Annotated in this window: 22 protein-coding genes; 11 read left to right on the top strand and 11 right to left on the bottom strand. The window is 68.6% G+C overall.

Features of this window, described 5'->3' with window-relative positions; all coding sequences use genetic code 11:
• Window positions 1-10 precede the first annotated feature (10 nt).
• The 6 genes from ACSQ4M_RS14210 to ACSQ4M_RS14185 all read right to left on the bottom strand — a co-directional run bounded on the left by ACSQ4M_RS14210 (window position 11) and on the right by ACSQ4M_RS14185 (window position 5983).
• The gene (locus tag ACSQ4M_RS14210; protein ID WP_436190148.1) at window positions 11-724 is read right to left on the bottom strand and encodes an ABC transporter ATP-binding protein; all 714 of its coding nucleotides are present in this window, start codon (window positions 722-724) and stop codon (window positions 11-13) included.
• A complete protein-coding gene (locus ACSQ4M_RS14205) occupies window positions 724-1494 on the bottom strand; it encodes an ABC transporter ATP-binding protein (RefSeq protein ID WP_436190147.1) in 771 nt (256 codons plus the stop codon). The genes ACSQ4M_RS14210 and ACSQ4M_RS14205 overlap by 1 nt, the downstream gene beginning before the upstream one ends.
• Window positions 1495-1506: 12 nt before the next feature.
• Complete coding sequence (locus tag ACSQ4M_RS14200) at window positions 1507-2700, bottom strand: branched-chain amino acid ABC transporter permease (protein WP_436190146.1); 1194 nt, start codon at window positions 2698-2700, stop codon at window positions 1507-1509.
• Between the two features lie 11 nt (window positions 2701-2711).
• Window positions 2712-3641, bottom strand: coding sequence for a branched-chain amino acid ABC transporter permease (locus ACSQ4M_RS14195; RefSeq protein ID WP_436190145.1), 930 nt, complete (start codon window positions 3639-3641; stop codon window positions 2712-2714).
• Between the two features lie 164 nt (window positions 3642-3805).
• Window positions 3806-5125: a replication-associated recombination protein A gene (locus tag ACSQ4M_RS14190; protein WP_436190144.1), complete on the bottom strand. Its 1320-nt coding sequence runs from the start codon at window positions 5123-5125 to the stop codon at window positions 3806-3808.
• Between the two features lie 66 nt (window positions 5126-5191).
• The gene (locus tag ACSQ4M_RS14185) at window positions 5192-5983 is read right to left on the bottom strand and encodes a DUF2189 domain-containing protein (RefSeq protein ID WP_436194010.1); all 792 of its coding nucleotides are present in this window, start codon (window positions 5981-5983) and stop codon (window positions 5192-5194) included.
• Between the two features lie 193 nt (window positions 5984-6176).
• On the opposite strand from ACSQ4M_RS14185, the gene ACSQ4M_RS14180 reads away from it, so the two are divergent.
• The 4 genes from ACSQ4M_RS14180 (at window position 6177) to ACSQ4M_RS14165 (ending at window position 10500) form a co-directional block, all read left to right on the top strand.
• Window positions 6177-7403: an SMP-30/gluconolactonase/LRE family protein gene (locus ACSQ4M_RS14180; protein ID WP_436190143.1), complete on the top strand. Its 1227-nt coding sequence runs from the start codon at window positions 6177-6179 to the stop codon at window positions 7401-7403.
• Window positions 7404-7447: 44 nt separating this feature from the next.
• Window positions 7448-8227, top strand: coding sequence for an SDR family oxidoreductase (locus ACSQ4M_RS14175; protein ID WP_436190142.1), 780 nt, complete (start codon window positions 7448-7450; stop codon window positions 8225-8227).
• 31 nt (window positions 8228-8258) lie between these two features.
• On the top strand, window positions 8259-8666 hold the full coding sequence (locus tag ACSQ4M_RS14170) for a PaaI family thioesterase (RefSeq protein ID WP_436190141.1): 408 nt from the start codon (window positions 8259-8261) through the stop codon (window positions 8664-8666).
• Window positions 8667-8748: 82 nt separating this feature from the next.
• The gene (locus ACSQ4M_RS14165; protein ID WP_436190140.1) at window positions 8749-10500 is read left to right on the top strand and encodes an ABC transporter ATP-binding protein; all 1752 of its coding nucleotides are present in this window, start codon (window positions 8749-8751) and stop codon (window positions 10498-10500) included.
• Window position 10501: 1 nt separating this feature from the next.
• Here the strand turns inward: ACSQ4M_RS14165 and ACSQ4M_RS14160 are convergent, their stop codons facing one another.
• Entirely contained in the window at window positions 10502-11296 is a 795-nt protein-coding gene (locus tag ACSQ4M_RS14160; protein ID WP_436190139.1) for an IclR family transcriptional regulator, read from the bottom strand.
• A 178-nt stretch (window positions 11297-11474) separates the two neighbouring features.
• On the opposite strand from ACSQ4M_RS14160, the gene ACSQ4M_RS14155 reads away from it, so the two are divergent.
• From ACSQ4M_RS14155 to ACSQ4M_RS14140, 4 genes are read left to right on the top strand one after another with little or no spacing between them, the layout of a single operon-like run.
• The gene (locus ACSQ4M_RS14155; protein WP_436190138.1) at window positions 11475-12239 is read left to right on the top strand and encodes an ABC transporter substrate-binding protein; all 765 of its coding nucleotides are present in this window, start codon (window positions 11475-11477) and stop codon (window positions 12237-12239) included.
• Window positions 12240-12261: 22 nt separating this feature from the next.
• Window positions 12262-12930 (top strand): ectoine/hydroxyectoine ABC transporter permease subunit EhuD, encoded by a 669-nt coding sequence (gene ehuD / locus ACSQ4M_RS14150; protein ID WP_436190137.1) that lies wholly within the window; start codon window positions 12262-12264, stop codon window positions 12928-12930.
• Complete coding sequence (locus ACSQ4M_RS14145; RefSeq protein WP_436190136.1) at window positions 12927-13670, top strand: amino acid ABC transporter ATP-binding protein; 744 nt, start codon at window positions 12927-12929, stop codon at window positions 13668-13670. The genes ehuD and ACSQ4M_RS14145 overlap by 4 nt, the downstream gene beginning before the upstream one ends.
• The gene (locus ACSQ4M_RS14140) at window positions 13667-14992 is read left to right on the top strand and encodes an NAD(P)/FAD-dependent oxidoreductase (RefSeq protein WP_436190135.1); all 1326 of its coding nucleotides are present in this window, start codon (window positions 13667-13669) and stop codon (window positions 14990-14992) included. The genes ACSQ4M_RS14145 and ACSQ4M_RS14140 overlap by 4 nt, the downstream gene beginning before the upstream one ends.
• 10 nt (window positions 14993-15002) lie before the next feature.
• Here the strand turns inward: ACSQ4M_RS14140 and ACSQ4M_RS14135 are convergent, their stop codons facing one another.
• From ACSQ4M_RS14135 to ACSQ4M_RS14120, 4 genes are read right to left on the bottom strand one after another with little or no spacing between them, the layout of a single operon-like run.
• Window positions 15003-15473, bottom strand: a complete 471-nt coding sequence (locus ACSQ4M_RS14135; RefSeq protein ID WP_436190134.1) for a C40 family peptidase — start codon at window positions 15471-15473, stop codon at window positions 15003-15005.
• 4 nt (window positions 15474-15477) lie between these two features.
• On the bottom strand, window positions 15478-16137 hold the full coding sequence (lolA, locus tag ACSQ4M_RS14130; protein WP_436190133.1) for an outer membrane lipoprotein chaperone LolA: 660 nt from the start codon (window positions 16135-16137) through the stop codon (window positions 15478-15480).
• Between the two features lie 32 nt (window positions 16138-16169).
• A complete protein-coding gene (locus ACSQ4M_RS14125) occupies window positions 16170-18536 on the bottom strand; it encodes a DNA translocase FtsK (RefSeq protein ID WP_436190132.1) in 2367 nt (788 codons plus the stop codon).
• A gap of 37 nt (window positions 18537-18573) precedes the next feature.
• Window positions 18574-19254 (bottom strand): Crp/Fnr family transcriptional regulator, encoded by a 681-nt coding sequence (locus ACSQ4M_RS14120; protein WP_436190131.1) that lies wholly within the window; start codon window positions 19252-19254, stop codon window positions 18574-18576.
• Between the two features lie 158 nt (window positions 19255-19412).
• On the opposite strand from ACSQ4M_RS14120, the gene trxB reads away from it, so the two are divergent.
• The 3 genes from trxB to rpmG all read left to right on the top strand — a co-directional run bounded on the left by trxB (window position 19413) and on the right by rpmG (window position 20934).
• Window positions 19413-20366 carry a thioredoxin-disulfide reductase gene (gene trxB / locus ACSQ4M_RS14115; protein ID WP_436190130.1) on the top strand — a complete coding sequence of 318 codons (954 nt, stop codon included), beginning with the start codon at window positions 19413-19415 and terminating at the stop codon, window positions 20364-20366.
• A 144-nt stretch (window positions 20367-20510) separates the two neighbouring features.
• Window positions 20511-20747 (top strand): 50S ribosomal protein L28, encoded by a 237-nt coding sequence (gene rpmB, locus ACSQ4M_RS14110; protein WP_056672771.1) that lies wholly within the window; start codon window positions 20511-20513, stop codon window positions 20745-20747.
• A 16-nt stretch (window positions 20748-20763) separates the two neighbouring features.
• Window positions 20764-20934, top strand: coding sequence for a 50S ribosomal protein L33 (gene rpmG / locus ACSQ4M_RS14105; protein WP_056672770.1), 171 nt, complete (start codon window positions 20764-20766; stop codon window positions 20932-20934).
• Window positions 20935-21016 lie beyond the last annotated feature (82 nt).

Here is a 21016-nt window from a genome sequence, read left to right as displayed (position 1 = left end):
ATGCCAGGGCTCACTCGCCCAGGTAGGCGGCCCGCACCTTGGGGTCGCTGAGCATGGCCTTGCCTTCGCCGTTCATGGTGATGATGCCGGACTCCATCACGTAGGCGCGGTCGGCGATCGCCAGCGCGCGGCTGGCGTTCTGCTCGACCAGCAGGATGGTCACGCCCTGGGCATGCACGTCGCGCACCACCTCGAAGATCTTGTCCACCATGATGGGGGACAGTCCCATGGACGGCTCGTCCAGCAGCAGCACCTTGGGCCGGCTCATGAGCGCGCGGCCCATGGCCAGCATCTGCTGCTCGCCGCCCGACATGGTGCCGGCCAGCTGGTCCTTGCGCTCGCGCAGGCGCGGAAAGATGCTGAACATCTTCTCGATGTCCTTGGCGATCTCGGCCTTGTCGTTGCGCGTGTAGGCGCCCATCTGCAGGTTCTCGGTGATGGTCATGCGGGCGAACACGCCGCGGCCTTCCGGCACCATGGCCAGGCCCTGCTTGACGAGATCCCAGGCGCCCTGGCCGCGCACGGGCTTGCCCAGGTACTCGATCTGGCCGCCGCTGGCTGGCAAGGTGCCCGTGATGGCCTTCATGGTGGTGGTCTTGCCGGCGCCGTTGGAGCCGATCAGCGAGACCAGCTCGCCTTCGCGCACTTCGAAATCGATGCCCTTGACGGCCTGGATGCCGCCGTAGGCCACCTGCAGGCCGTTCACTTTCAACAGAACAGTCATCAATGCGCTCCCGTGCCGAGGTAAGCCTCGATCACTTTTTCGTTCTTCTGCACGTCGGCCGGCGTGCCCTGCGCGATCAGCTTGCCGTAGTCGAGCACGGTCACACGGTCGCACAGGCCCATCACCAGCTTCACATCGTGCTCGATGAGCAGGATGGTGCGGTTGTCCTTGCGGATGCGGTCGATGAGCTCGCGCAGCTGCACCTTCTCGGTGGCGTTCATGCCGGCGGCGGGCTCGTCCAGTGCGATCAGCTGCGGATCGGTGGCCAGCGCGCGCGCAATCTCCAGGCGGCGCTGGTCACCGTAGCTCAGCGTGCGCGCCTTGTAGTCGGCCAGCCGGCCGATGCCCACATAGTCCAGCAACTCCTGCGCGCGCTGGGCGATGGCCAGTTCCTCGCTCTTGAAGCCGCCGGTGCGGAAGATCGCGCCGAGCAGGCCCGAGCGCGTGCGCACGTGGCGGCCCACCATGACGTTCTCCAGCGCCGTCATCTCGGCGAACAGCCGGATGTTCTGGAAGGTGCGGGCGATGCCGGCCTGCGCGACCTCGTGCACGGCGGTCGGCTTGTAGGGCTTGCCAGCCAGCTCGAAGCTGCCGCTGTCGGGCGTGTAGAGCCCCGTGATCACGTTGAAGAAGGTGGTCTTGCCGGCACCGTTGGGGCCGATCAGGCCGTACACCTGGCCGCGTTCGATCTTCATGCCCACATCGCTGAGAGCCTGCAGGCCGCCGAAACGCTTGGAGATGCCGCTGACGTTGAGAACCGTGTCTGCCATGTCCGTCTCGCTTCAGGGGTTGATGGACATGGGCCGGTTGGCCGCACCAGGCACCGCGTCAGCCGGCGTGTCCACGCCGGGCGTGATGGCCTGAGCCGAACCGGGCACCGGGTCGGGTGCCATCTTCTTGTTGAGCGACTTGCCGTGCTCGGGCGAAGGCCACAGCCCGCGCGGGCGCAGCAGCATCACGACGATCATGGCCAGCGCGATCAGCAGCTGGCGCAGGATGGGCGCGTCGAGCCGGCCATCGGTCATGGCCTGCAGCGGGCCGGCCACGTAGCGCAGCACTTCGGGCAGGGCCGACAGCAGCACCGCGCCCAAAATCACGCCGGGCAGGTGGCCGATGCCGCCCAACACCACCATGGCGACGATCATGACCGACTCCATGAGGCTGAACGACTCGGGCGAGACGAAGCCCTGGAAAGCGCCGAACATGGAGCCCGCCACGCCACCGAAAGCCGCACCCATGCCGAAGGCCAGCAGCTTCATGTTGCGGGTGTTGATGCCCATGGCCTTGGCAGCAATCTCATCTTCGCGGATCGCCATCCAGGCGCGGCCGATGCGCGACACCTGCAGCCGGTGACAGATGACGATGCTGATGACGACCAGCGCCAGGAACAGGTAGTAGTACAGCGTGACCGACGGCAGCGTGAAGTCGCCAATCTTCAGCGAGCGGCCCAGGTCCAGGCCGAACAGCTTGACCGAGTCGATCTGGTTGATGCCCTTGGGGCCGTTGGTCAGGTTGACCGGATGGTCCAGGTTGTTCAGGAACACGCGGATGATTTCGCCGAAGCCCAGCGTCACGATGGCCAGGTAGTCGCCGCGCAGCTTGAGCGTGGGCGCGCCCAGCAGCATGCCGAACAGCCCTGCAATGCCGGCCCCGAGCGGTATCACGAGCCATAGCGAGGAATGCAGGCCGTTCGGGAACATGGCCTTGAACGCCTCGAAGGTGTCGGTCAGGTGCGGCGAAGCGAGCAGCGCGAACATGTAGGCACCGACCGCGAAGAACGCGACGAAGCCCAGGTCCAGCAGGCCGGCATAGCCCACCACGATGTTCAGGCCCAGCGCCAGCATGATGTACAGCAGCGACATGTCGGCGATGCGCACCCAGGCGTTGCCGAAGTTCTGCAGCACCAGCGGAAACGCGATCAGCACGATGGCGCAGACCACCAGGGTCAGCGGCTTGTTCTTTTGCAGGAAGCTCATGGCATCGTTCCTCAGGCCCGGTCCGCCACCCGCTCGCCCAGGAGGCCCGAGGGCCGCAGCGTGAGGATGATGATGAGCACGATGAAGGCGAAGATGTCCGAGTAGTGGCTCCCCAGCACGCCGCCCGTGAGCTGGCCGATGTAGCCCGAGCCGATGGCCTCGATCAGGCCCAGCAGGATGCCGCCGACCACGGCGCCGCCCAGGTTGCCGATGCCGCCGAACACCGCGGCCGTGAAGGCCTTCAGGCCGGGCAGGAAGCCCATCGCGTGCTGGGCCGTGCCGTAGTTGGAGGCGTACATCACGCCGGCGATCGCCGCCAGCACGGCGCCGATGATGAAGGTGGCGGAGATCACCACGTCGGGCTTGACACCCATCAGCGCGGCCACGCGCGGGTTCTCGGCCGTGGCACGCATGGCGCGCCCCAGCTTGGTGAAGTTGACCAGCCACATCAGCACGGCCAGCGACACCGCCGTGAGCCCCAGGATCAGCACCTGCGTGGGCGAGATCACCGCGCCGCCGATGTGGATGGGGTCGCTGGGCAGCAGCGTGGGGTAGGCCTTGTAGTTGGGCTTCCAGATGATCATGGCCAGCGTCTGCAGCAGGATGGAGACGCCGATGGCCGTGATCAGCGGGGCCAGCTTGGGGCTGTTGCGCAGCGGCCGGTAGGCCACCTTCTCGATCACGAAATTCAGTGTGGCAGCGACGATGCAGGCGATCACCATGGCGATGATCAGGATGACCCAGCCGGGTGTACCCGGCATGCCGTCGCGCATGAGGCCGATGACCGACCAGCTTGTGAGCGCACCCACCATGAGCACTTCGCCGTGGGCGAAATTGATCAGGTTGATGATGCCGTACACCATGGTGTAGCCCAAGGCCACCAGTGCGTACATGCTGCCCATGACCAGACCATTGATGATCTGCTGTAGCAAGATATCCATCGACTTCTCCGTTCCGGTACGCCCTGCGCATAGCCCTTTGTGGGGACTAGCAAAAAGCCCGCCAAGCCTGTGCCAGCAGCGGGTTGGGGCGGGATTGTAGTCACGGGTATCCGCCGGTTTGGCGTGTATTCAGACGGGGTTTTCCCTCTGTGAAAAGCGCCGTTTCAGCCGCGCTGCTGGCGGTTCTTCTCGCGCAGCGCGGCCAGCTTCTCACCGATCTTGAGTTCCAGTCCGCGCGGCACAGGACGGTAGAACTGGGGCTCGTCCATGCCGTCGGGAAAGTAGCGCTCGCCGGCCGCGAAGCCCTCGTCCTCGTCGTGCGCGTAGCGGTAGTTCTTGCCGTAGTCCAGGCTCTTCATGAGCTTGGTCGGCGCGTTGCGCAGGTGCATGGGCACGGGCCGCGTGCCGTCCTGCTTCACGAAGGCACGCGCCTGGTTGTAGGCGGTGTAGACCGCGTTCGACTTGGGCGCCACGGCCAGGTAGACCACGCATTCGGCCAACGCCAGTTCGCCCTCGGGCGAGCCCAGGCGCTCGTAGACCTCGGCCGCGTCGAGCGCCAAGCGCAGCGCGCGCGGGTCGGCCAGGCCGATGTCTTCGCTGGCCATGCGCACCAGGCGGCGCGCCATGTAGCGCGGCTCGGCACCACCGTCCAGCATGCGCACGAGCCAGTACAGCGCGGCGTCGGGGTCGGAGCCGCGCACCGACTTGTGCAGCGCGCTGATGCTGTCGTAGAACTGGTCGCCGCCCTTGTCGTAGCGGCGCATGCGCTCGCCCAGCACGCGCACCAGCCAGGCGTCGTCGATGCACACGAGCTTCTCCTGCTGCGCGGCCACCGCCAGCGTCTCCAGCGTGTTGAGCAGCCGGCGCGCATCGCCGTCGGCATAGGCGATGAGCCGGTCCAGCGCCTTGTCCTCGATGGCGGGAACGGCCTGGATGGCCTGGGCCCGGGCCACGATCTGGCGCAGCTCCTCCTCGCCCAGCGGCTGCAGCACGTAGACCGCGGCCCGCGACAGCAAAGCCGAGTTGACCTCGAACGAGGGGTTCTCGGTGGTCGCGCCGATGAAGGTGAACAGCCCGCTCTCCACATGCGGCAGGAAGGCGTCCTGCTGGCTCTTGTTGAAGCGGTGCACCTCGTCGACGAAGACGATGGTGCCGCGCTGCTCCAGCCCGTCGCGCGCGATGGTGGCGCGCTCGACAGCTTCGCGGATCTCCTTGACGCCGCCGAGCACCGCGCTGATCGCGATGAACTGCGCATCGAAGGCATCGGCCATGAGCCGCGCGATGGTGGTCTTGCCGGTGCCGGGCGGGCCCCACAGGATGCAGGAATGCGGGCGGCCCGACTCGAAGGCGATGCGCAGCGGCATGCCCTCGCCCAGCAACTGCTGCTGACCAACGACCTCGCCCAGCGTCTTGGGTCGCAGCCGCTCGGGCAGGGGCTGGTGCGGGGCGGCAGGCGAGCGGGAGGTGCGGGGCGTGGGAGACATGCGCACATTGTCGGGCGGGCCGGCCCCTGCGCTCCGACGTGCGGCCGCGACGGACGGCCTGGGTGCCTACGCCGCCGCAGTGGCCTGGCGGTACGCATGCCAGGTCGCGTGGCCCAGCCACGGCACCACGGCCAGGATGCCCAGCGCCCAGGGCAGCATGAACGCGGCCAGCGTCAGCAGCACGATCAGCGCGCCCCACAGCAGCATGACGCCCGGCCGGCCCAGCACCAGTTGGATGCTGCGCAGGCCGGCGGTGATGGCGTCGGTGTCGCGGTCCAGGATCATCGGGATGGAGACCGCGCAGGTGGAGAACACCAGCCCCGCGAACACGCTGCCCACCAGCAGGTACACCGCCACGAACGCCCGGTTGCGCGGGTTGAAGATGGCCTCCAGCACACCCGCCGTGGACGGCATGCCGGTATCGAAGAACACCGCGAACACGACCAGCGAGGCGCGGCCCCAGAGCAGCTCCAGCACGATCAGCACCAACACCAGCAGGCCCATGCTGCCGATGTGCCGGTCCCAGCACATCAGCGAGGCGCCCAGGTCCTGTGTCAGGCCCGCAGTGCGGCGCCTGCTGATGTCGTACAGGCCCATGGCCAGGAACGGGCCGATCAGGAAGCAGCCCGAGACCAGGGTCATGGCGTATTCGGGGCGGGCGATGAACACACGCATCAGCACCACAGCCATGCACCAGAAGCACACACCGAAGAACAGCGACTGGCGCCATGCCGCCCCCAGGTCGCGCAGGCCCGCGGCCAGCCACTGGAACGGTGCGCCCCAGTGCAGCCCCTGCAGATCGATGGCGGGCAGCGGGCGTTGCGCGGCGGGATCGGCGGAAGACGAGGTATCGGTCATGGTGGCGGCGATGGCGGATGCAGAAGCACCGGTACCCGCATGCTCGGTGGGCGCCACGGCGCCGTCCATCCGGGCAAGCCCGGCGCAGTACGCATCCATTTGTAACGCCTCGCGCGCCGACTTGTCTGATGACCTGATGCCTCCTATCGTGGCGTGCCTCGCCCAGAGGCATCACACAACGAGGAGACATTGCATGGCATTGAACGCCACTTCAGGCCAGGCGCACGCCGACGAAAGCGCCCCCCTTGCAAGCACGCCGCCCCGGCGCAGATTCCTCTCGCAGGCGGGCGCCGGCCTGGCGGCGCTGGCCGCGGCCGGCGCGGGCGCGCAGACCAAGGGCACGCCGGGCCCGCCCAGCACGGTGACCACACCGCCGCGCGACTTCGGTCCCGGCGCTCCGCCCACAACCTACTTCTGGGACCCGGACGTGATCGCGGTCGACCCGTCCTTCAACGACCTGGCCCAGCCCAACGCATCGATCCAGCGCCTGTGGACCGGCGCCGGCTGGGCCGAAGGCCCGGCCTGGAATTCGGTCGGCAAGTTCCTGCTGTGGAGCGACATCCCGGCCGACCGCCAGCACCGATGGATCGAGGACGACGGCCATGTCTCGGTGTTCCGCTCGCCGTCGAACAACAGCAACGGCAACTGCTTCGACCACCAGGGCCGCCAGATCAGCTGCGAGCACCTGACGCGCCGCGTGGTGCGCTACGAACTCGACGGCTCCATCACCATCCTGGCCGACCGGTGGAACGGCAAGCGCCTGAATTCGCCGAACGACGCCGTGCCACACCTTGACGGCAGCATCTGGTTCACCGACCCGCCCTACGGCGCGCAGCTGTACGAGGGCACACCCGATCCGGCCGGCGGCAAGAGCAACCGCGCGGGCCGGCTCAACAACCGCATCGGCCAGCCGCCCGGCGTGAGCGATGCACGCCAGGAACTGCCGACCCAGGTCTACCGCTGGGACCCGAGCGGCCGGCTCGACGTGGCGATCGCCGACGACAAGGTGCCCAACCCCAACGGCCTGTGCTTCTCGCCCGACTTCAAGAAGCTCTACGTGGCCAGCACCGGTCCGGCCGGCAAGGGCGACATCCATGTGCTGGACGTGGGCGCGGACCACAAGCTGTCGAACCAGCGCGTGTTCAGCGACTGCATGGTCGACGGCGTCAAGTGCGGGCCCGACGGCATCCGTGCCGACGTGTTCGGCAACATCTGGGCGGCCAGCAACGCGGGCCGCGCCGTGGGCTACAACGGCGTCACGGTCTGGAACCCCGAGGGCAAGCTGATCGGCCGCATCCGGTTGCCCGAGGTCTGCGGCAACCTGACCTTCGGCGGGCCCAAGCGCAACCGGCTGTTCATGATCGCGAGCCAGTCGGTCTATGCCGTCTACACCGCGACACAGGGCGCGGCCCCGAGCTGACACACTGGCGCCCATCGCGCGCTGGCGCATCCACGAGGTGAAGCATGGACATCCGGAACAAGGTCGTCATCGTCACGGGCGGGGCCAGCGGCATCGGCCGCAGCCTGGCGCAGCGCTACGCCGCCGAAGGCGCGCGTGGGGTGGTCGTTGCCGACATCCAGCAGGCGGCGGCACAGGAAGTGGCCGACAGCCTGCCCGCGGGCGTGGGCCTGGCGCTGCGCTGCGACGTGCGCCAGGAGGCCGAGATCCAGGCCCTGGTGGCCGTGGCGCGCGAGCGCTTCGGCCAGGTCGATGCCTACCTGTCGAACGCCGGCATCCTGGGCCAACCCGGCGGCATCGAGCTCGACGACGAACTCTGGAATGCGATGTGGCAGGTGCACGGCATGGCCCATGTCTGGGCCGCGCGTGCCGTCGTGCCCGAGATGGTGGCACGCGGCGAGGGCTTCTTCCTCGTCACGGCTTCGGCCGCGGGGCTGCTCAGCATCGTCGAGACCGCGCCCTACGCCGTGACCAAGCACGCGGCCGTGGCGTTCGCGGAATGGCTGCGCATCGCCTACGGTCGGCGCGGCCTGGGCGTGGCCTGCCTGTGTCCGCAGTCGGTGCGAACGCCCATGGTCAAGGGCACGGACAGCTCGGCCGCGCACGACGGCGTGCTGCCACCCGAGCAGGTGGCCGGCGACGTGGTGCAGGCCATGCAGGACGGCCGTTTCCTGGTGCTGCCGCACCCCGAGGTGCTGCAGTACCTGCGCGCCAAGGGCCAGGACTACGAGCGCTGGCTCGGCGGCATGCAGAAGCTGCACGCGCGCCACGCCGCCGGCCACTGACCATCGCACGACAACCCCAGGAGACTTGCGCATGTCCGACCTCGCCGCCGTCCAGGCCCGGCTCGACCCTCTGTTCCCAGGCCTCATGGGCGTGCGCCTGACCGCGCTGTCGCCCGAACGCGTGCTGGCCGAGATGGCCGTGCGGCCAGACCTGTGCACCGCCGGCGGCATCCTGCACGGCGGCGCGTACATGGCGTTCGCCGACACGCTGGGCGCAGTCGGCACCTTCATCCAGCTGGGCGCGGGCCAGCGCACCACGACCACCGACTCCAGCACCAAGTTCATGGCCGGCGCCAGGCAGGGCAGCATGGTCACGGGCGAGAGCGTGGCGCTGCACCGCGGCCGTACCACCATGGTCTGGCAGACCAGCATCCGCAACGCCGAAGGCAAGCTCTGCGCCGTGGTCACGCAGACCCAGCTGGTGATGGCGGCCGGCTGACACGGCACTGGCGAGCGCCGCGCGGCCGGGGCGATACCATGCGCCCTCGCCCTGGGTACTGCACGGGCGTTCGAGTCTGCGCATGCAAGTTCATTCCCCCAGTTCTCCCGCGCATGCCGCGCGCGAGCTCTATGCCGCGCTGTGGCGCCACGCCGAGGGCGCACGCGTCCAACTGGCCGGCGCCATGGCGCTTCTGGGCGGTGCCCAGGTGGTGCGCCTGGCCATGCCCTGGCTGGCGGCCCAGGGCATCAACGCGCTGCAGCGCGGCGAACTGCAGGGCGCCGCCCAGTGGATCGCCGCGCTGCTGGGCATCTACCTCGCCTCCTGGCTCATGCACGGCCCCGGCCGCGTGCTCGAGCGCAACGTGGCCGTGCACGTGCGCGAGCAGCTCGGCGACCGGCTCTACGCGCGCATCGCGGGCGCGCCGCTGGCTTGGCACGGCACCCAGCACTCGGGCGAGTTGCAGCACCGCGTGCACCAGGCCAGCCGGGCGCTGGCGGACTTCGCGCAGAACCAGTTCGTCTACCTGCAGAACATCGTCAATTTCTTCGGACCGCTGATCGCGCTGACGCTGCTCTCGCGCAGCAGCGGCGCACTGGCCCTGGGCGGCTATGTGCTGATCGTCACGGTGGTGCTGCGCTTCGACCGCGCACTGATGCTGCTGGCGCGCCAGGAGAACGATGCCGACCGGCGCTACGTCGCTGCCCTGGTGGACTTCATCGGCAACACCGCCACCGTGATCGGCCTGCGCCTGGCCGCCGCCTCGCGCGCACTCATGCGGCTGCGCATGCGCGCGGTCTCGGGCCCGCTGCGCCGCGCGACCATCGTCGGCGAGGGCAAGTGGTTCACCGTGGACATCCTGGGCCTGGCGCTGACCTGGGGCCTGGTGGTGCTCTACGTCTGGCAGACGCGCACGCCGGGCGAGGCCGTGCTGCTGGGCGGCGTGTTCATGATCTACCAGTACGCGCAGCAGACCGCCACCGTGATCGGCTCCATGGCCGGCAACTTCCAGAGCTTTGCGCGCATGCACACCGACTACCGCAGCGCCGAGCCGCTGCTGGCCGCGCCGCAGCGCGCCGACGAAGCCGCCGAGCGGCTGGATGCCGGCGCCGCCTGGCGCAGCTTGGCGCTGCGCGACCTGCACTGGCACTACGCCGACAGTGCGCGCGGCCACGGCCTGCGCGCGGTCGACCTGCAGCTGGCGCGCGGCCAGCGCGTGGCGCTGGTCGGTGCCAGCGGTGGCGGCAAGAGCACGCTGCTGCGCGTGCTGGCCGGCCTGTACCCGCCCGCCTCGGGCCAGCTGCTGCTCGACGGCCAGGCAGAGGACTGGTCGCGGCTGCGCAACATCGCCACGCTGATCCCGCAGGAGACCGAGGTGTTCGAGGCCAGCGTGCGCGAGAACCTGGCGTTCGGCCTGCCGCAGGACGATGCCGACCTGCTGGCCGCCATCCACACCAGCGCCTTCGACGAGGTGCTGGCCGGCCTGCACGGCGACCTGGACACGCCACTGACCGAGCGCGGCGCCAACCTCTCGGGCGGTCAGCGCCAGCGCCTGTGCCTGGCGCGCGGCGTGCTGGCCGCCCGCGGCAGCTCGTTGCTGCTGCTGGACGAGCCGACCAGCGCGCTCGACCCGGCCACCGAGGGGCGGGTGCTGGACCGCATCGCCGACGCCTTCCCGCAGGCCTGCGTGATCGCCTCCGTCCACCGCATGAGCCTGCTGTCGCACTTCGACCAGATCGTCGTCATGGAGGCCGGCCGCGTGCGCGACGCCGGGCCGCGCGACGCGGTGCTGGCGCGCCAGCCGCAACTGCGCGCGCAGGCCACGCCGGTCTGAATCAGTCGATCAAGCGCGCCGAACTCGACACCGCACGCGCGCACTGCAGCAGTGCCGGTGCCAGGCGCTGCATGGCTTCTTCCATGGTCCAGCGGCTGGTCGGCGCCACCACATGCACGGCCGCCACGGGCCGCCCGCGCGCGCCGAGCACTGGCGCTGCCAAGGTCATGTCGCCCAGGTACAGCTCCTCCTGGTTGGTGGCATAGCCGCGTTCGCGGGCCTGGCGCACCGCGTCCATGATGTCGTCCACCTGGGTTTTGGTGGCGGCGGTGTGCGCCACCCGGTCGGAGCGCTGCACCAGCGCGCGCGCCTCGTCCTCGGGCAGCGCGCTGAGCCAGGCCCGCCCCGAGGCGGCGCAGTACATCGGGATGCGGCTGCCGATGGGCATGTGCACCGGCACCGACTGGGCACTCACGAAGCGCGCCACGTAGACCATGTCCAGCCCGTCGGGCTCGGTCAGGTTGCAGGTCTCGGCCGAGAGCTTGGCCAGTTCGGCCAGGAACGGGTTGGCGGCGTCGATCAGCGCATTGGCCGCCAGGTAGGCGAAGCCGATCTCCATGGCCCGCGGCGTGAGCTGGTAGCGCCGCGTGGCCGGATGCTTGCGGATGTAGCCCAGCTGCTCGAAGGTGAAGACCATGCGCTGCGCCGAACTCTTGTTGATGCCGGCGGCTTCGGCGATCTCGGCCAGGTGCATGGTGCGGCGCTGCGCGTTGAACGCCCGCAGCACCGCCAGCCCCTTCTCGACCGATTGGTTGAACAGCAGGTGGCGCTCTTCGCCAGGGGGAATCTCCGTCATGGATGCTCTCGTCTTAAAAATCGCATATCGATTTGCAAGTGGTGCTTGTCACCATATCAGATTCAATAAGAGATGTTGTTAAATCATTAAGTGGCATGCGTGTTGCATGGAGCAATTTCAGCACGTTTGCGTGCCCCATTGTGGTTCCTGCATTTCGCCGTCCTGAAGGAGTTTCACCATGCCATCGTTCACCCGCCGCTTCGCACTCACCGCCTGCGCCACCGCATTGGCTCCCCTGGCTCCTCTGGCCCATGCCCAGGGGGCCAGGACGCTGAAGATCGGCGCCACGGCGACCGGCATCCCGTTCACCTTCCTGGACGTCAAGTCCAACACCATCCAGGGCATGATGGTGGACACCGCCACGGCGGTGGCCAAGGCAGCCGGCTACCAGGTGGAGGTGCAGCAGACGGTGTTCTCCGCGCTGATCCCCTCGCTCACCGGCAACAAGATCGACGTCATCTCCGCAGCCATGCTCAAGACCGCGGCGCGCGCCGAAGTGGTGGACTTCAGCAGCCCGGTGTACTCCTACGGCGAAGGCCTCATCGTCAAGGCCGAGGACCCCAAGGCCTACACCTCGCTGGACGAGCTCAAGGGCGAGATCGTCGGTGCCCAGGTCGGCACCGTGTTCCTGGACATGCTGAACAAGAAGGGCATCTTCAAGGAGGTGCGCAGCTACGACTCGGTGGCCGACATGACGCGCGACCTCGCGCTGGGCCGCATCAAGGCGGGCCTGGGCGACCAGCCCATCATGGCCTACCAGATCCAGCAGAACACCTTCAAGGGCATCAAGCTCGTCGCCGGCTACCAGCCCGTGAACGTGGGCGATGTCTGCCTGGTGGTGCGCAAGGGCGACGCTGAACTGCTGGCCAGCCTGAACAAGGCCATCGCCGCGGTCAAGGCCGACGGCACGCTGGCCGGCATCGTGAAGAAGTGGGGCATCTGAGCCGCGGCCTGCAGGTCCTGCCATGAATGCCCCGACCTTCCTCCAGCACGCCCGCGACTTCCTGCCCATCCTGCTGCAGGGGGCGGTGGTCACGGTGCAGGTGACCGTGCTGGCCTTTCTGCTGAGCAGCGTGCTCGGGCTGGCGCTGGCGCTGCTCAAGCTCTCACCCTTGCGCCCCGTGGCCTGGTTCGGCGCCACGGTGGTGAACCTGATCCGCGGCCTGCCGATCATCGTGCAGCTGTTCTACATCTATTTCGTGCTGCCCGACCTGGGCATCCAGCTCACGGCCTTCCAGGCCGGCGTGATCGGCCTGGGCATCGCGTACTCGGCCTACCAGGCCGAGAACATCCGCGCCGGCATCGAGGCCGTGGACCCGGGCCAGCGCGAGGCGGCGCAGGCCATGGGCATGCGCTCGGCCATGGTGATGCGGCGCGTGGTGCTGCCGCAGGCCTTCCGCATCGCGCTGCCGCCCTACGGCAACACCCTGGTGATGATGCTCAAGGACTCCTCGCTGGTCTCCACGATCACGGTGGCGGAGATGGCGCGCGCCGGCCAGCTCATCGCCGCCTCCACCTTCCAGAACATGACGGTCTACACGCTGGTGGCCCTGCTCTACCTGCTCATGAGCCTACCGCTGGTCTGGGCCTTGCGTCGGCTCGAAGCACGCCTGGGCGCGGGGAGAAAACGATGATCCGCATCGACCAGCTGCACAAGCGCTACGGCGCACACGAGGTGTTGCGTGGCGTGAGCCTGCATGTGGATGCCGGCGAGGTGGTGTGCCTGATCGGACCCTCGGGCTCGGGCAAGTCCACGGTGCTGCGCTGCATCAACGGACTGGAATCCTACGAGGGCGGCCGCATCACGGCCTTCGGCCAGCCGGTGGACCGCGACAGCAAGAGCATCCACGCCCTGCGCAGCCGCATGGGCATGGTGTTCCAGCGCTTCAACCTGTTCCCGCACCGCGACGTGCTGGCCAACGTGATGGAGGGGCCGGTCCACGTCCGGCGTGAGGACCCGCGCTGGGCGCGCGAGGCGGCGCTGGCGCTGCTGGAAAAGGTCGGCCTGTCGGACAAGGCGGCGGCGTATCCGGCCCAGTTGTCCGGCGGCCAGCAGCAGCGCGTGGCGATCGCCCGGGCGCTGGCGATGCGTCCCGAGGCCATGCTGTTCGACGAGCCGACCTCGGCGCTCGACCCCGAACTGGTCGGCGACGTGCTGGGCGTCATGCGCCAGCTGGCCGACGAGGGCATGACCATGGTGGTGGTCACGCACGAGATGGGGTTTGCGCGCGATGTGGCAGACCGCGTCTGCTTCCTGCATGGCGGCGTGATCGTCGAGGAAGGCGCGGCCGAGCAGGTGCTCGGCGCACCGCGACAGCCGCGCACGCAGGACTTCCTGCGGCGTGTGCTCAAGGGCGGCGAGGCCGTGGGATGACGAAGCCTGCACTGCCCGCCCCGCGCGAGGCTGCCACCGGCACCCAGCCCCTGCCGCCATCGCTGTGGGCCGCGACCGCACCGCCGGCCCCGCCCACGCCCGCGCTGGCCGACAGCGTGCGCACCGACGTGCTGGTGGTCGGCGGCGGCTACACCGGCCTGTCGACCGCCCTGCACCTGGCCGAGGCCGGTGTCGCCGTGCGCGTGCTGGAGGCGCAGGAGCCGGGCTGGGGGGCCTCCGGGCGCAATGGCGGCCAGGTCAACCCCACGCTCAAGCACGACCCGCAGGACCTGCTGCGCTTGTACGGCCCCGAACGCGGGGAGGCGCTGGTGCAGGCCGTCTCGCGCTCGGCCGACCTGGTGTTCGACCTGATCGCCCGCCACCGCATCGACTGCCAGCCGGTGCGCCAGGGCTGGCTGCAGGTGGGCTACACCGACGAGGCGGTGGCGGCCATGCACGCGCGCGCACGCCAATGGACAGCGCGCGGCGAGCCGGTGCAGATGCTGGCGCGCGACGCGCTGGCGCAGCGCCTGGGCAGCAACGCCTTCGCCGGTGGCTGGCTGGACGGCCGGGCTGGCGCGATCCAGCCGCTGGCCTATGCGCGCGGCCTGGCGCGTGCCGCGCAGGCAGCCGGCGCCATGGTGCATGGCAGCACCCAGGTGGTGCAGCTGCAGCGCAACGGGCAGCGCTGGCGCGCAACCACCGCCAGCGGCGCCGTGGTGGACGCAGACCGCGTGGTCATCGCCACCAACGGCTACACCGCTGCGCTGTGGCCGGGGCTGCGGCAGACCGTGCTCACGGCCAACAGTTTCATCGTCGCCACGCCACCGCTGCAGGGCGAGGCGGCGCGCAGCATCCTGCCTGGCGGCGAAACGGTCTCGACCTCTCAGCGCCTGCTGCTGTACTTCCGCCGCGACGCCGCGGGCCGGCTGCTGATGGGCGGGCGCGGCCACTTCGCCGACCCGCAGGGGCCAGCCGATTTCGCCCACCTGGAACGCTCGCTGCAGCTGCTCTACCCCCAGCTGGGGCCGGTCGACTGCGCCTACCGCTGGGCCGGCCGCATTGCCGTCACGCGCGACTTCATGCCGCATGTGCATGAGCCGGCGCCGGGATTGAGCATCGCCCTCGGCTACAACGGCCGCGGCGTGGCCCTGGCCACCAGCATGGGCAAGCACCTCGCGGGCCGCCTGCTCGACACCGGCGCGGACTTCCCGTTTCCGATCACGCCGATCGCGCCGATCCCGATGCACCGCTGGCAGCGCTTCTACATCGCGGCGGGCGTGGCTTGGTACAGCCTGCTGGACCGGGTCACGCGCAGCTGAGTGCGCAGGATCAGGGCCGGCGGAACGCAACCGGCTGGCGCGACCAGTACGGGCCGTCCAGCCGGTCCAGCCGCACCGTGCCGCCCGTGGACGGGGCGTGCACGAAGCGCCCTTCGCCCACATAGATGCCGGCATGGGTGGCGCGCGATCCGAACACCACGAGGTCGCCGGTGCGCAGCGTGTCGCGCTCGACCTCCGCGCCCCAGCCGGCCAGCTGCGCCACCGTGCGCGGCGCCAGCACCGGCGTGATGCCATGGCGGTAGACGTAGCCGATCAGGCCGCTGCAGTCGAAGCCGCCATCGGGCGTGTTGCCGCCGTAGCGGTAGGGGGTGCCGACCAGGCCCAGCGCATGCATGGCCACGTCGCTCGCGCCTTCGGGATCGAGCCGGCCGGCGGCGGGCCGGCGCAAGCCCGGCGGCGCCGTGCCACAGGCGGCCAGCACGCAGGCCAGCAGCAGCGGCAAGGCCAGGCGCCGCTGCATCGGCTTACTGGCGCAGCACGTCGGCACCGGCCGGCGGCTTGAACTGGAAAGTGGTGGCCGGCAGCGCCGGGTTGACTTCGACCTGGCTGAAACGCAGCACCGAGCGCTGGCCGAAGCTGTCGGCGATCTCCAGCGCGGCCAGCTCGGGCCCCTTGTCGCCGGGCTTGAGGCCCACGCGCACGGACGACAGCTGGCCGTCCTTGGCCTTGGGCGTGGCTTCGACCCACTGCAGGCCGTCCTTGTCGGGCGCGGCCTTGAGGTCGAAGTCGGTGCGCAGCGCGGCCAGGTCGGGGGCGGCAGCCACGAGCGCGGCCGGCGTGGAGCCCAGCACATCGGCCTGCTTGCGCGCCGTGACCTGGTTGAGGTCCACATCGTGCATCCACAGCGTCTGGCCGTCGGCCACGATGGTCTGCTCGAAGGGCTTGGTGTAGTCGAAGCGAAAGCGGCTCGGCCGCTGGAACGCGAAGCTGCCGCTGGAGGTCTTGCTGCGGGCCGCCTGGCCCTCGCGCGGCGGCGAAGTGACGGTCTGCGTGAAGGCCGCGCGGCCGCTCTTGACGGTCTTGACGAAGGCTTCGAGGCTGTCGAGCGCGTCGGCGTGGACGGCGGACAGGCCCAGTGCGAGCAGACCGCCGATGGCCAGGGTCCGCAGGGGTTTGAATGGCATGGAGTCTGGGAGTCGGCCAGTGCGCACTTGGTTCATTCGGCGCGCTCGGGCACGAGGATCTCGCGCTGCCCGCTGCCGCTCATGGAGCTGACCAGCCCGGCCTTCTCCATGTCCTCGACCAGGCGCGCGGCGCGGTTGTAGCCGATCTTGAGGTGGCGCTGCACCAGCGAGATGCTGGGCTTGCGGTGCTTGAGCACGACCTCCACGGCCTGGTCGTACATCGGGTCCTTCTCGCCGCCGTCGCCGCCCTCGCCACCATAGTCGGTGCTCTCGCCGTCGACGGTGCCACCCTCGAGCACGCCCTCGATGTAGTCGGGCTCGCCCTGGCTCTTGAGGTAGGCCACCACGCGGTGCACTTCCTCGTCGCTGACGAAGGCGCCGTGCACGCGGATCGGCAGGCCGGTGCCGCTGGCCATGTAGAGCATGTCGCCCATGCCCAGCAGCGCCTCGGCGCCCATCTGGTCCAGGATGGTGCGGCTGTCGATCTTCGAACCCACCGAGAACGCGATGCGGGTCGGGATGTTGGCCTTGATCAGGCCGGTGATCACGTCCACGCTGGGGCGCTGCGTGGCCAGGATCAGATGGATGCCGGCCGCGCGTGCCTTCTGCGCCAGCCGCGCGATGAGCTCCTCGATCTTCTTGCCGACCACCATCATGAGGTCGGCCAGCTCGTCGATGATGACCACGATGTGCGGCTCGCGCTTGAGCGGCTCGGGGTCGTCCGGCGTCAGGCTGAAGGGGTTGTAGATGAACTCCTCGCGCGCCTTGGCCTCGTCGATCTTGGTGTTGTAGCCGGCCAGGTTGCGCACGCCCAGCTTGCTCATGAGCTTGTAGCGGCGCTCCATCTCAGCCACGCACCAGTTCAGGCCATGGGCGGCCTGCTTCATGTCGGTGACCACCGGCGCCAGCAGGTGCGGAATGCCTTCGTAGACCGACATTTCCAGCATCTTGGGGTCGATCATGAGCAGGCGCACATCGCGCGCCTCGGCCTTGTACAGGAGCGACAGGATCATCGCGTTGATGCCGACCGACTTGCCCGAACCCGTGGTACCGGCCACCAGCACGTGCGGCATCTTCGCCAGGTCGGCCACGATGGGGTTGCCCACGATGTCCTTGCCCAGGCCCATGGTCAGCATGGACTTGGCCTCGTGGTAGACCTGCGAGCCCAGGATCTCGGACAGCTTGATCGACTGGCGCTTGGCGTTGGGCAATTCCAGCGCCATGTAGTTCTTGCCCGGGATGGTCTCGACCACGCGGATCGACACCAGCGACAGCGAGCGCGCCAGGTCCTTGGCCAGCCCGACGATCTGAGAGCCCTTGACGCCCGTGGCCGGCTCGATCTCGTAGCGCGTGATGACCGGGCCCGGCGAGGCCAGCACCACCGTCACTTCCACACCGAAGTCCTTGAGCTTCTTCTCGATCATGCGGCTGGTCATCTCCAGCGTGTCGTTCGAGACGGTTTCCTGGCGCACCTGTGCGGCGTCCAGCAGGTCGACCTGCGGCAAGCGCGAATCGGGCATTTCGATGAACAAGGGCTTCTGGCGCTCCTTGACCACGCGCGCGCTGGGCTGCGGTTCGGCCAGCGTCTGCGGCTCGATGACCACCGCGGGCTTGACCGGCTTGGGCGTGCGCACCAGGCGCGCCGGCTCCTCGCCGGCTTCGACGCGCTCCTCGAGCGCCTCGACCGGGTCCAGCGTGCCCTCGGCGCGTTCGCGCACGGCCTGCTTGCCCAGGGCACGGTCTTCGGCGGCCTCGCGCTTTTCGCGGCGCAGTTCGACCAGCGCATGCACGCGCGCACCCACGCGCTCGGCCACCTGGGCCCAGGAGAAGCGGAACACCGCCGCCACGCCGATGATGCCGGCCACGATGGCGATCAGGCCGGAGCCGGCGAAGCCCAGCCACTTGGTGGCCAGCGGACCGACCAGGTACCCCAGCACGCCGCCGGCATCGCCGGGCAGGCCGGGTTCCAGCCGGTACAGGCGGGACCACTCCAGCACGCAACTGGCCAGCAGCAGCACCGCCAGGCCGATGTAAAAGCCCAGCAGCCCCCCGCCGACGGCGCGGCGCTGCGGCTGGGCACCACGCATCCAGCGCGCCAGGTGGGTCAGCCAGGACCGCACGCCAGCGGCAACGCACCACCAGACCGAATAGCCCAGGGCGAAGTAACTGAGATCGGCCACCAGGGCGCCAAGCCGGCCACCCCAGTTGCGCGTGCCGCCCGGTCCTCCAGAGGTGGACCAGGCCGCATCCTGCGGCGAGTAGCTGATCAGGGCGATGAACCAGAACGACAGGGCCAGGAGGCCCAGCAGCAGGCTGAACTCACGCGCGAAACGGACGATGCCCGAGCGCGGCGGCTCTGCGCCCTGCGATGAATTGAGGGTATTGAGCGAATAGGTCATGGGGGCAGCGCGCAAGCTTACCCGATGCCCTCCGGACTCAGGCCAGGCTGGTCAGCCGTTCCTTGATGTGGATGGCGCCGCTTTCCTGCGTCTCGATGTAGCCGCGCTCTTCGAGATCCTTCATCACGCGACTGACCATCTCGCGCGAGGCGCCCACCATCTTGGCGATGTCCTGGCGCGAGATCTTGTCGCGGATCTGCAGCACGCCGGCCGCATCGGTGCTGGCCTGCTCCAGCAGCGCATGGGCCACGCGGCCATACACGTCCATCAGGGCCAGCGATTCGATCTTCTGGTCGGCGCGGCGCAGGCGCTTGACCAGGCCCGTCATCACGGCGCGCGCCATCTGCGGGTTGTCGGCCACGCAGCGGTCGAACTCGGCGCGACCCAGCACCAACACATCGGTCTGCACCTCGGCCAGCACCGTGGCCGAGTGCGGCTCGCTGTCGATCAGGCTCATCTCGCCGATGCAGTCGGCCGGACGCAGCGTGGCGATGATCACCTCGCGGCCACGCGGGTCGGTGGTCACCACGCGGCAGCGGCCGCTCAGCAGGATGAACAGCGCATTGGTCTTGCGGCCCTGCTCGACGATGGTCTCGCCGCGCTTGACGCGCCGCTTGCTGACCGCCTGCGCCACCAGGTTGGCCTGCTCTCCACTCAGCATGGAAAACAGGGGCACGCGCAACAGCAACTCCAGATTCGACAGCATCGACACGACCATGACTCCTTGTTGTTGGTTGCCCCCGCTCAACAGAGCAAATGGCGTTCAAGGGCAAAATCCACACCCTGCGGCGCGGGCAGGCGCCCTCGCTTGATTCTGTGGGAAAACACCTCACCTGTACACACTATGTGTGCAAATTCCGCTCGAAAGAACCGCTGATGTCGACTGAAAAACACGCCAAAGTCCTGATCCTGGGCTCGGGTCCTGCGGGATATACCGCCGCTGTCTACGCCGCGCGCGCCAATCTGAAGCCTTTGCTGATCACCGGTATCGCGCAGGGCGGCCAACTCATGACCACCACCGAAGTCGACAATTGGCCCGCGGACGTGCATGGTGTACAAGGCCCCGAGCTGATGCAGCGCTTCCTGGAACATGCCGAGCGCTTCAACACCGAGATCGTGTTCGACCACATCAACAAGGTCGATTTCAGCAAGCGCCCGTTCACGCTGACCGGTGACAGCGGCACCTACACCTGCGATGCGCTGATCATCGCCACCGGCGCCTCGGCCCAGTACCTGGGCCTGCCGTCCGAAGAAGCCTTCATGGGCAAGGGCGTCTCGGCCTGTGCCACCTGCGACGGTTTCTTCTACCGCGACCAGGAGGTCTGCGTGGTCGGCGGCGGCAACACCGCCGTCGAGGAGGCGCTGTACCTGTCCAACATCGCACGCAAGGTGACGCTGGTGCACCGCCGCGACAAGTTCCGCGCCGAGCCCATCCTGGTCGACAAGGTCGCCGAGAAGGTCAAGGAAGGCAAGATCGAGCTGCAGCTGTTCCAGACGCTGGACGAGGTCAAGGGCGACGCCAGCGGCGTCACCGGCATCCGCCTGAAGGACCAGCGCGACGGCAGCACCCGCGACATCGACCTCAAGGGCTGCTTCATCGCCATCGGCCACCGGCCCAACACCGAGATCTTCCAGGGCCAGCTGGAGATGAAGGACGGCTACATCGTGACCCAGTCGGGCCTGAAAGGCATGGCCACCATGACCAGTGTGCCCGGCGTGTTCGCGGCGGGCGACGTGCAGGACCACATCTACCGCCAAGCCATCACGAGCGCCGGCACGGGCTGCATGGCGGCGCTGGATGCCCAGCGTTTTCTCGAGCAGCAGGAGTGATCCGCAAAGCTGGCTATAATCGCTGGCTTTGCCGAATCTCAGGCAAACAGGTCACCGCCACCTGCTCATGGCGAGGTCAAGCTGTCACCCACCTGATCGCCCTTTTTCGGGACCAGGTGCCAGCTGTTCATAGGAAGAGTGACCATGTCACGCGTATGTGAAGTCACGGGCAAGGGCCCGATGGTCGGGAACAACGTTTCCCACGCCAACAACAAGACCAAGCGCCGGTTCCTGCCGAACCTGCAATACCGCCGCTTCTGGGTGGAGACCGAGAACCGTTGGGTGCGCCTGCGCATCTCCAACGCCGGCCTGCGCCTGATCGACAAGAACGGCATCGACGCCGTGCTCGCAGACCTGCGCGCACGCGGCCAAGCAGCTTAAGCGAAGGGGAATCACCATGGCTACCAAAGGCGGACGCGAGAAGATCAAGCTGGAATCCACTGCCGGCACGGGTCACTTCTACACCACGACCAAGAACAAGAAGCTCATGCCCGAGAAGATGCTGATCACCAAGTTCGATCCCAAGGCTCGCAAGCACGTCGAGTACAAGGAAATCAAGCTGAAGTGATGGCAGGGCTCCGGCCCGCAGCACCCTCCACGAACCCGCTCCACCGAGCGGGTTTTGTTTTTTGGGCGGCCACTGCCGCCGG

Source organism: Pseudorhodoferax sp. LjRoot39, assembly GCF_964253035.1.
Lineage (GTDB): Bacteria > Pseudomonadota > Gammaproteobacteria > Burkholderiales > Burkholderiaceae_C > Pseudorhodoferax.
This window is presented reverse-complemented; position numbering and strand designations above follow the sequence as displayed.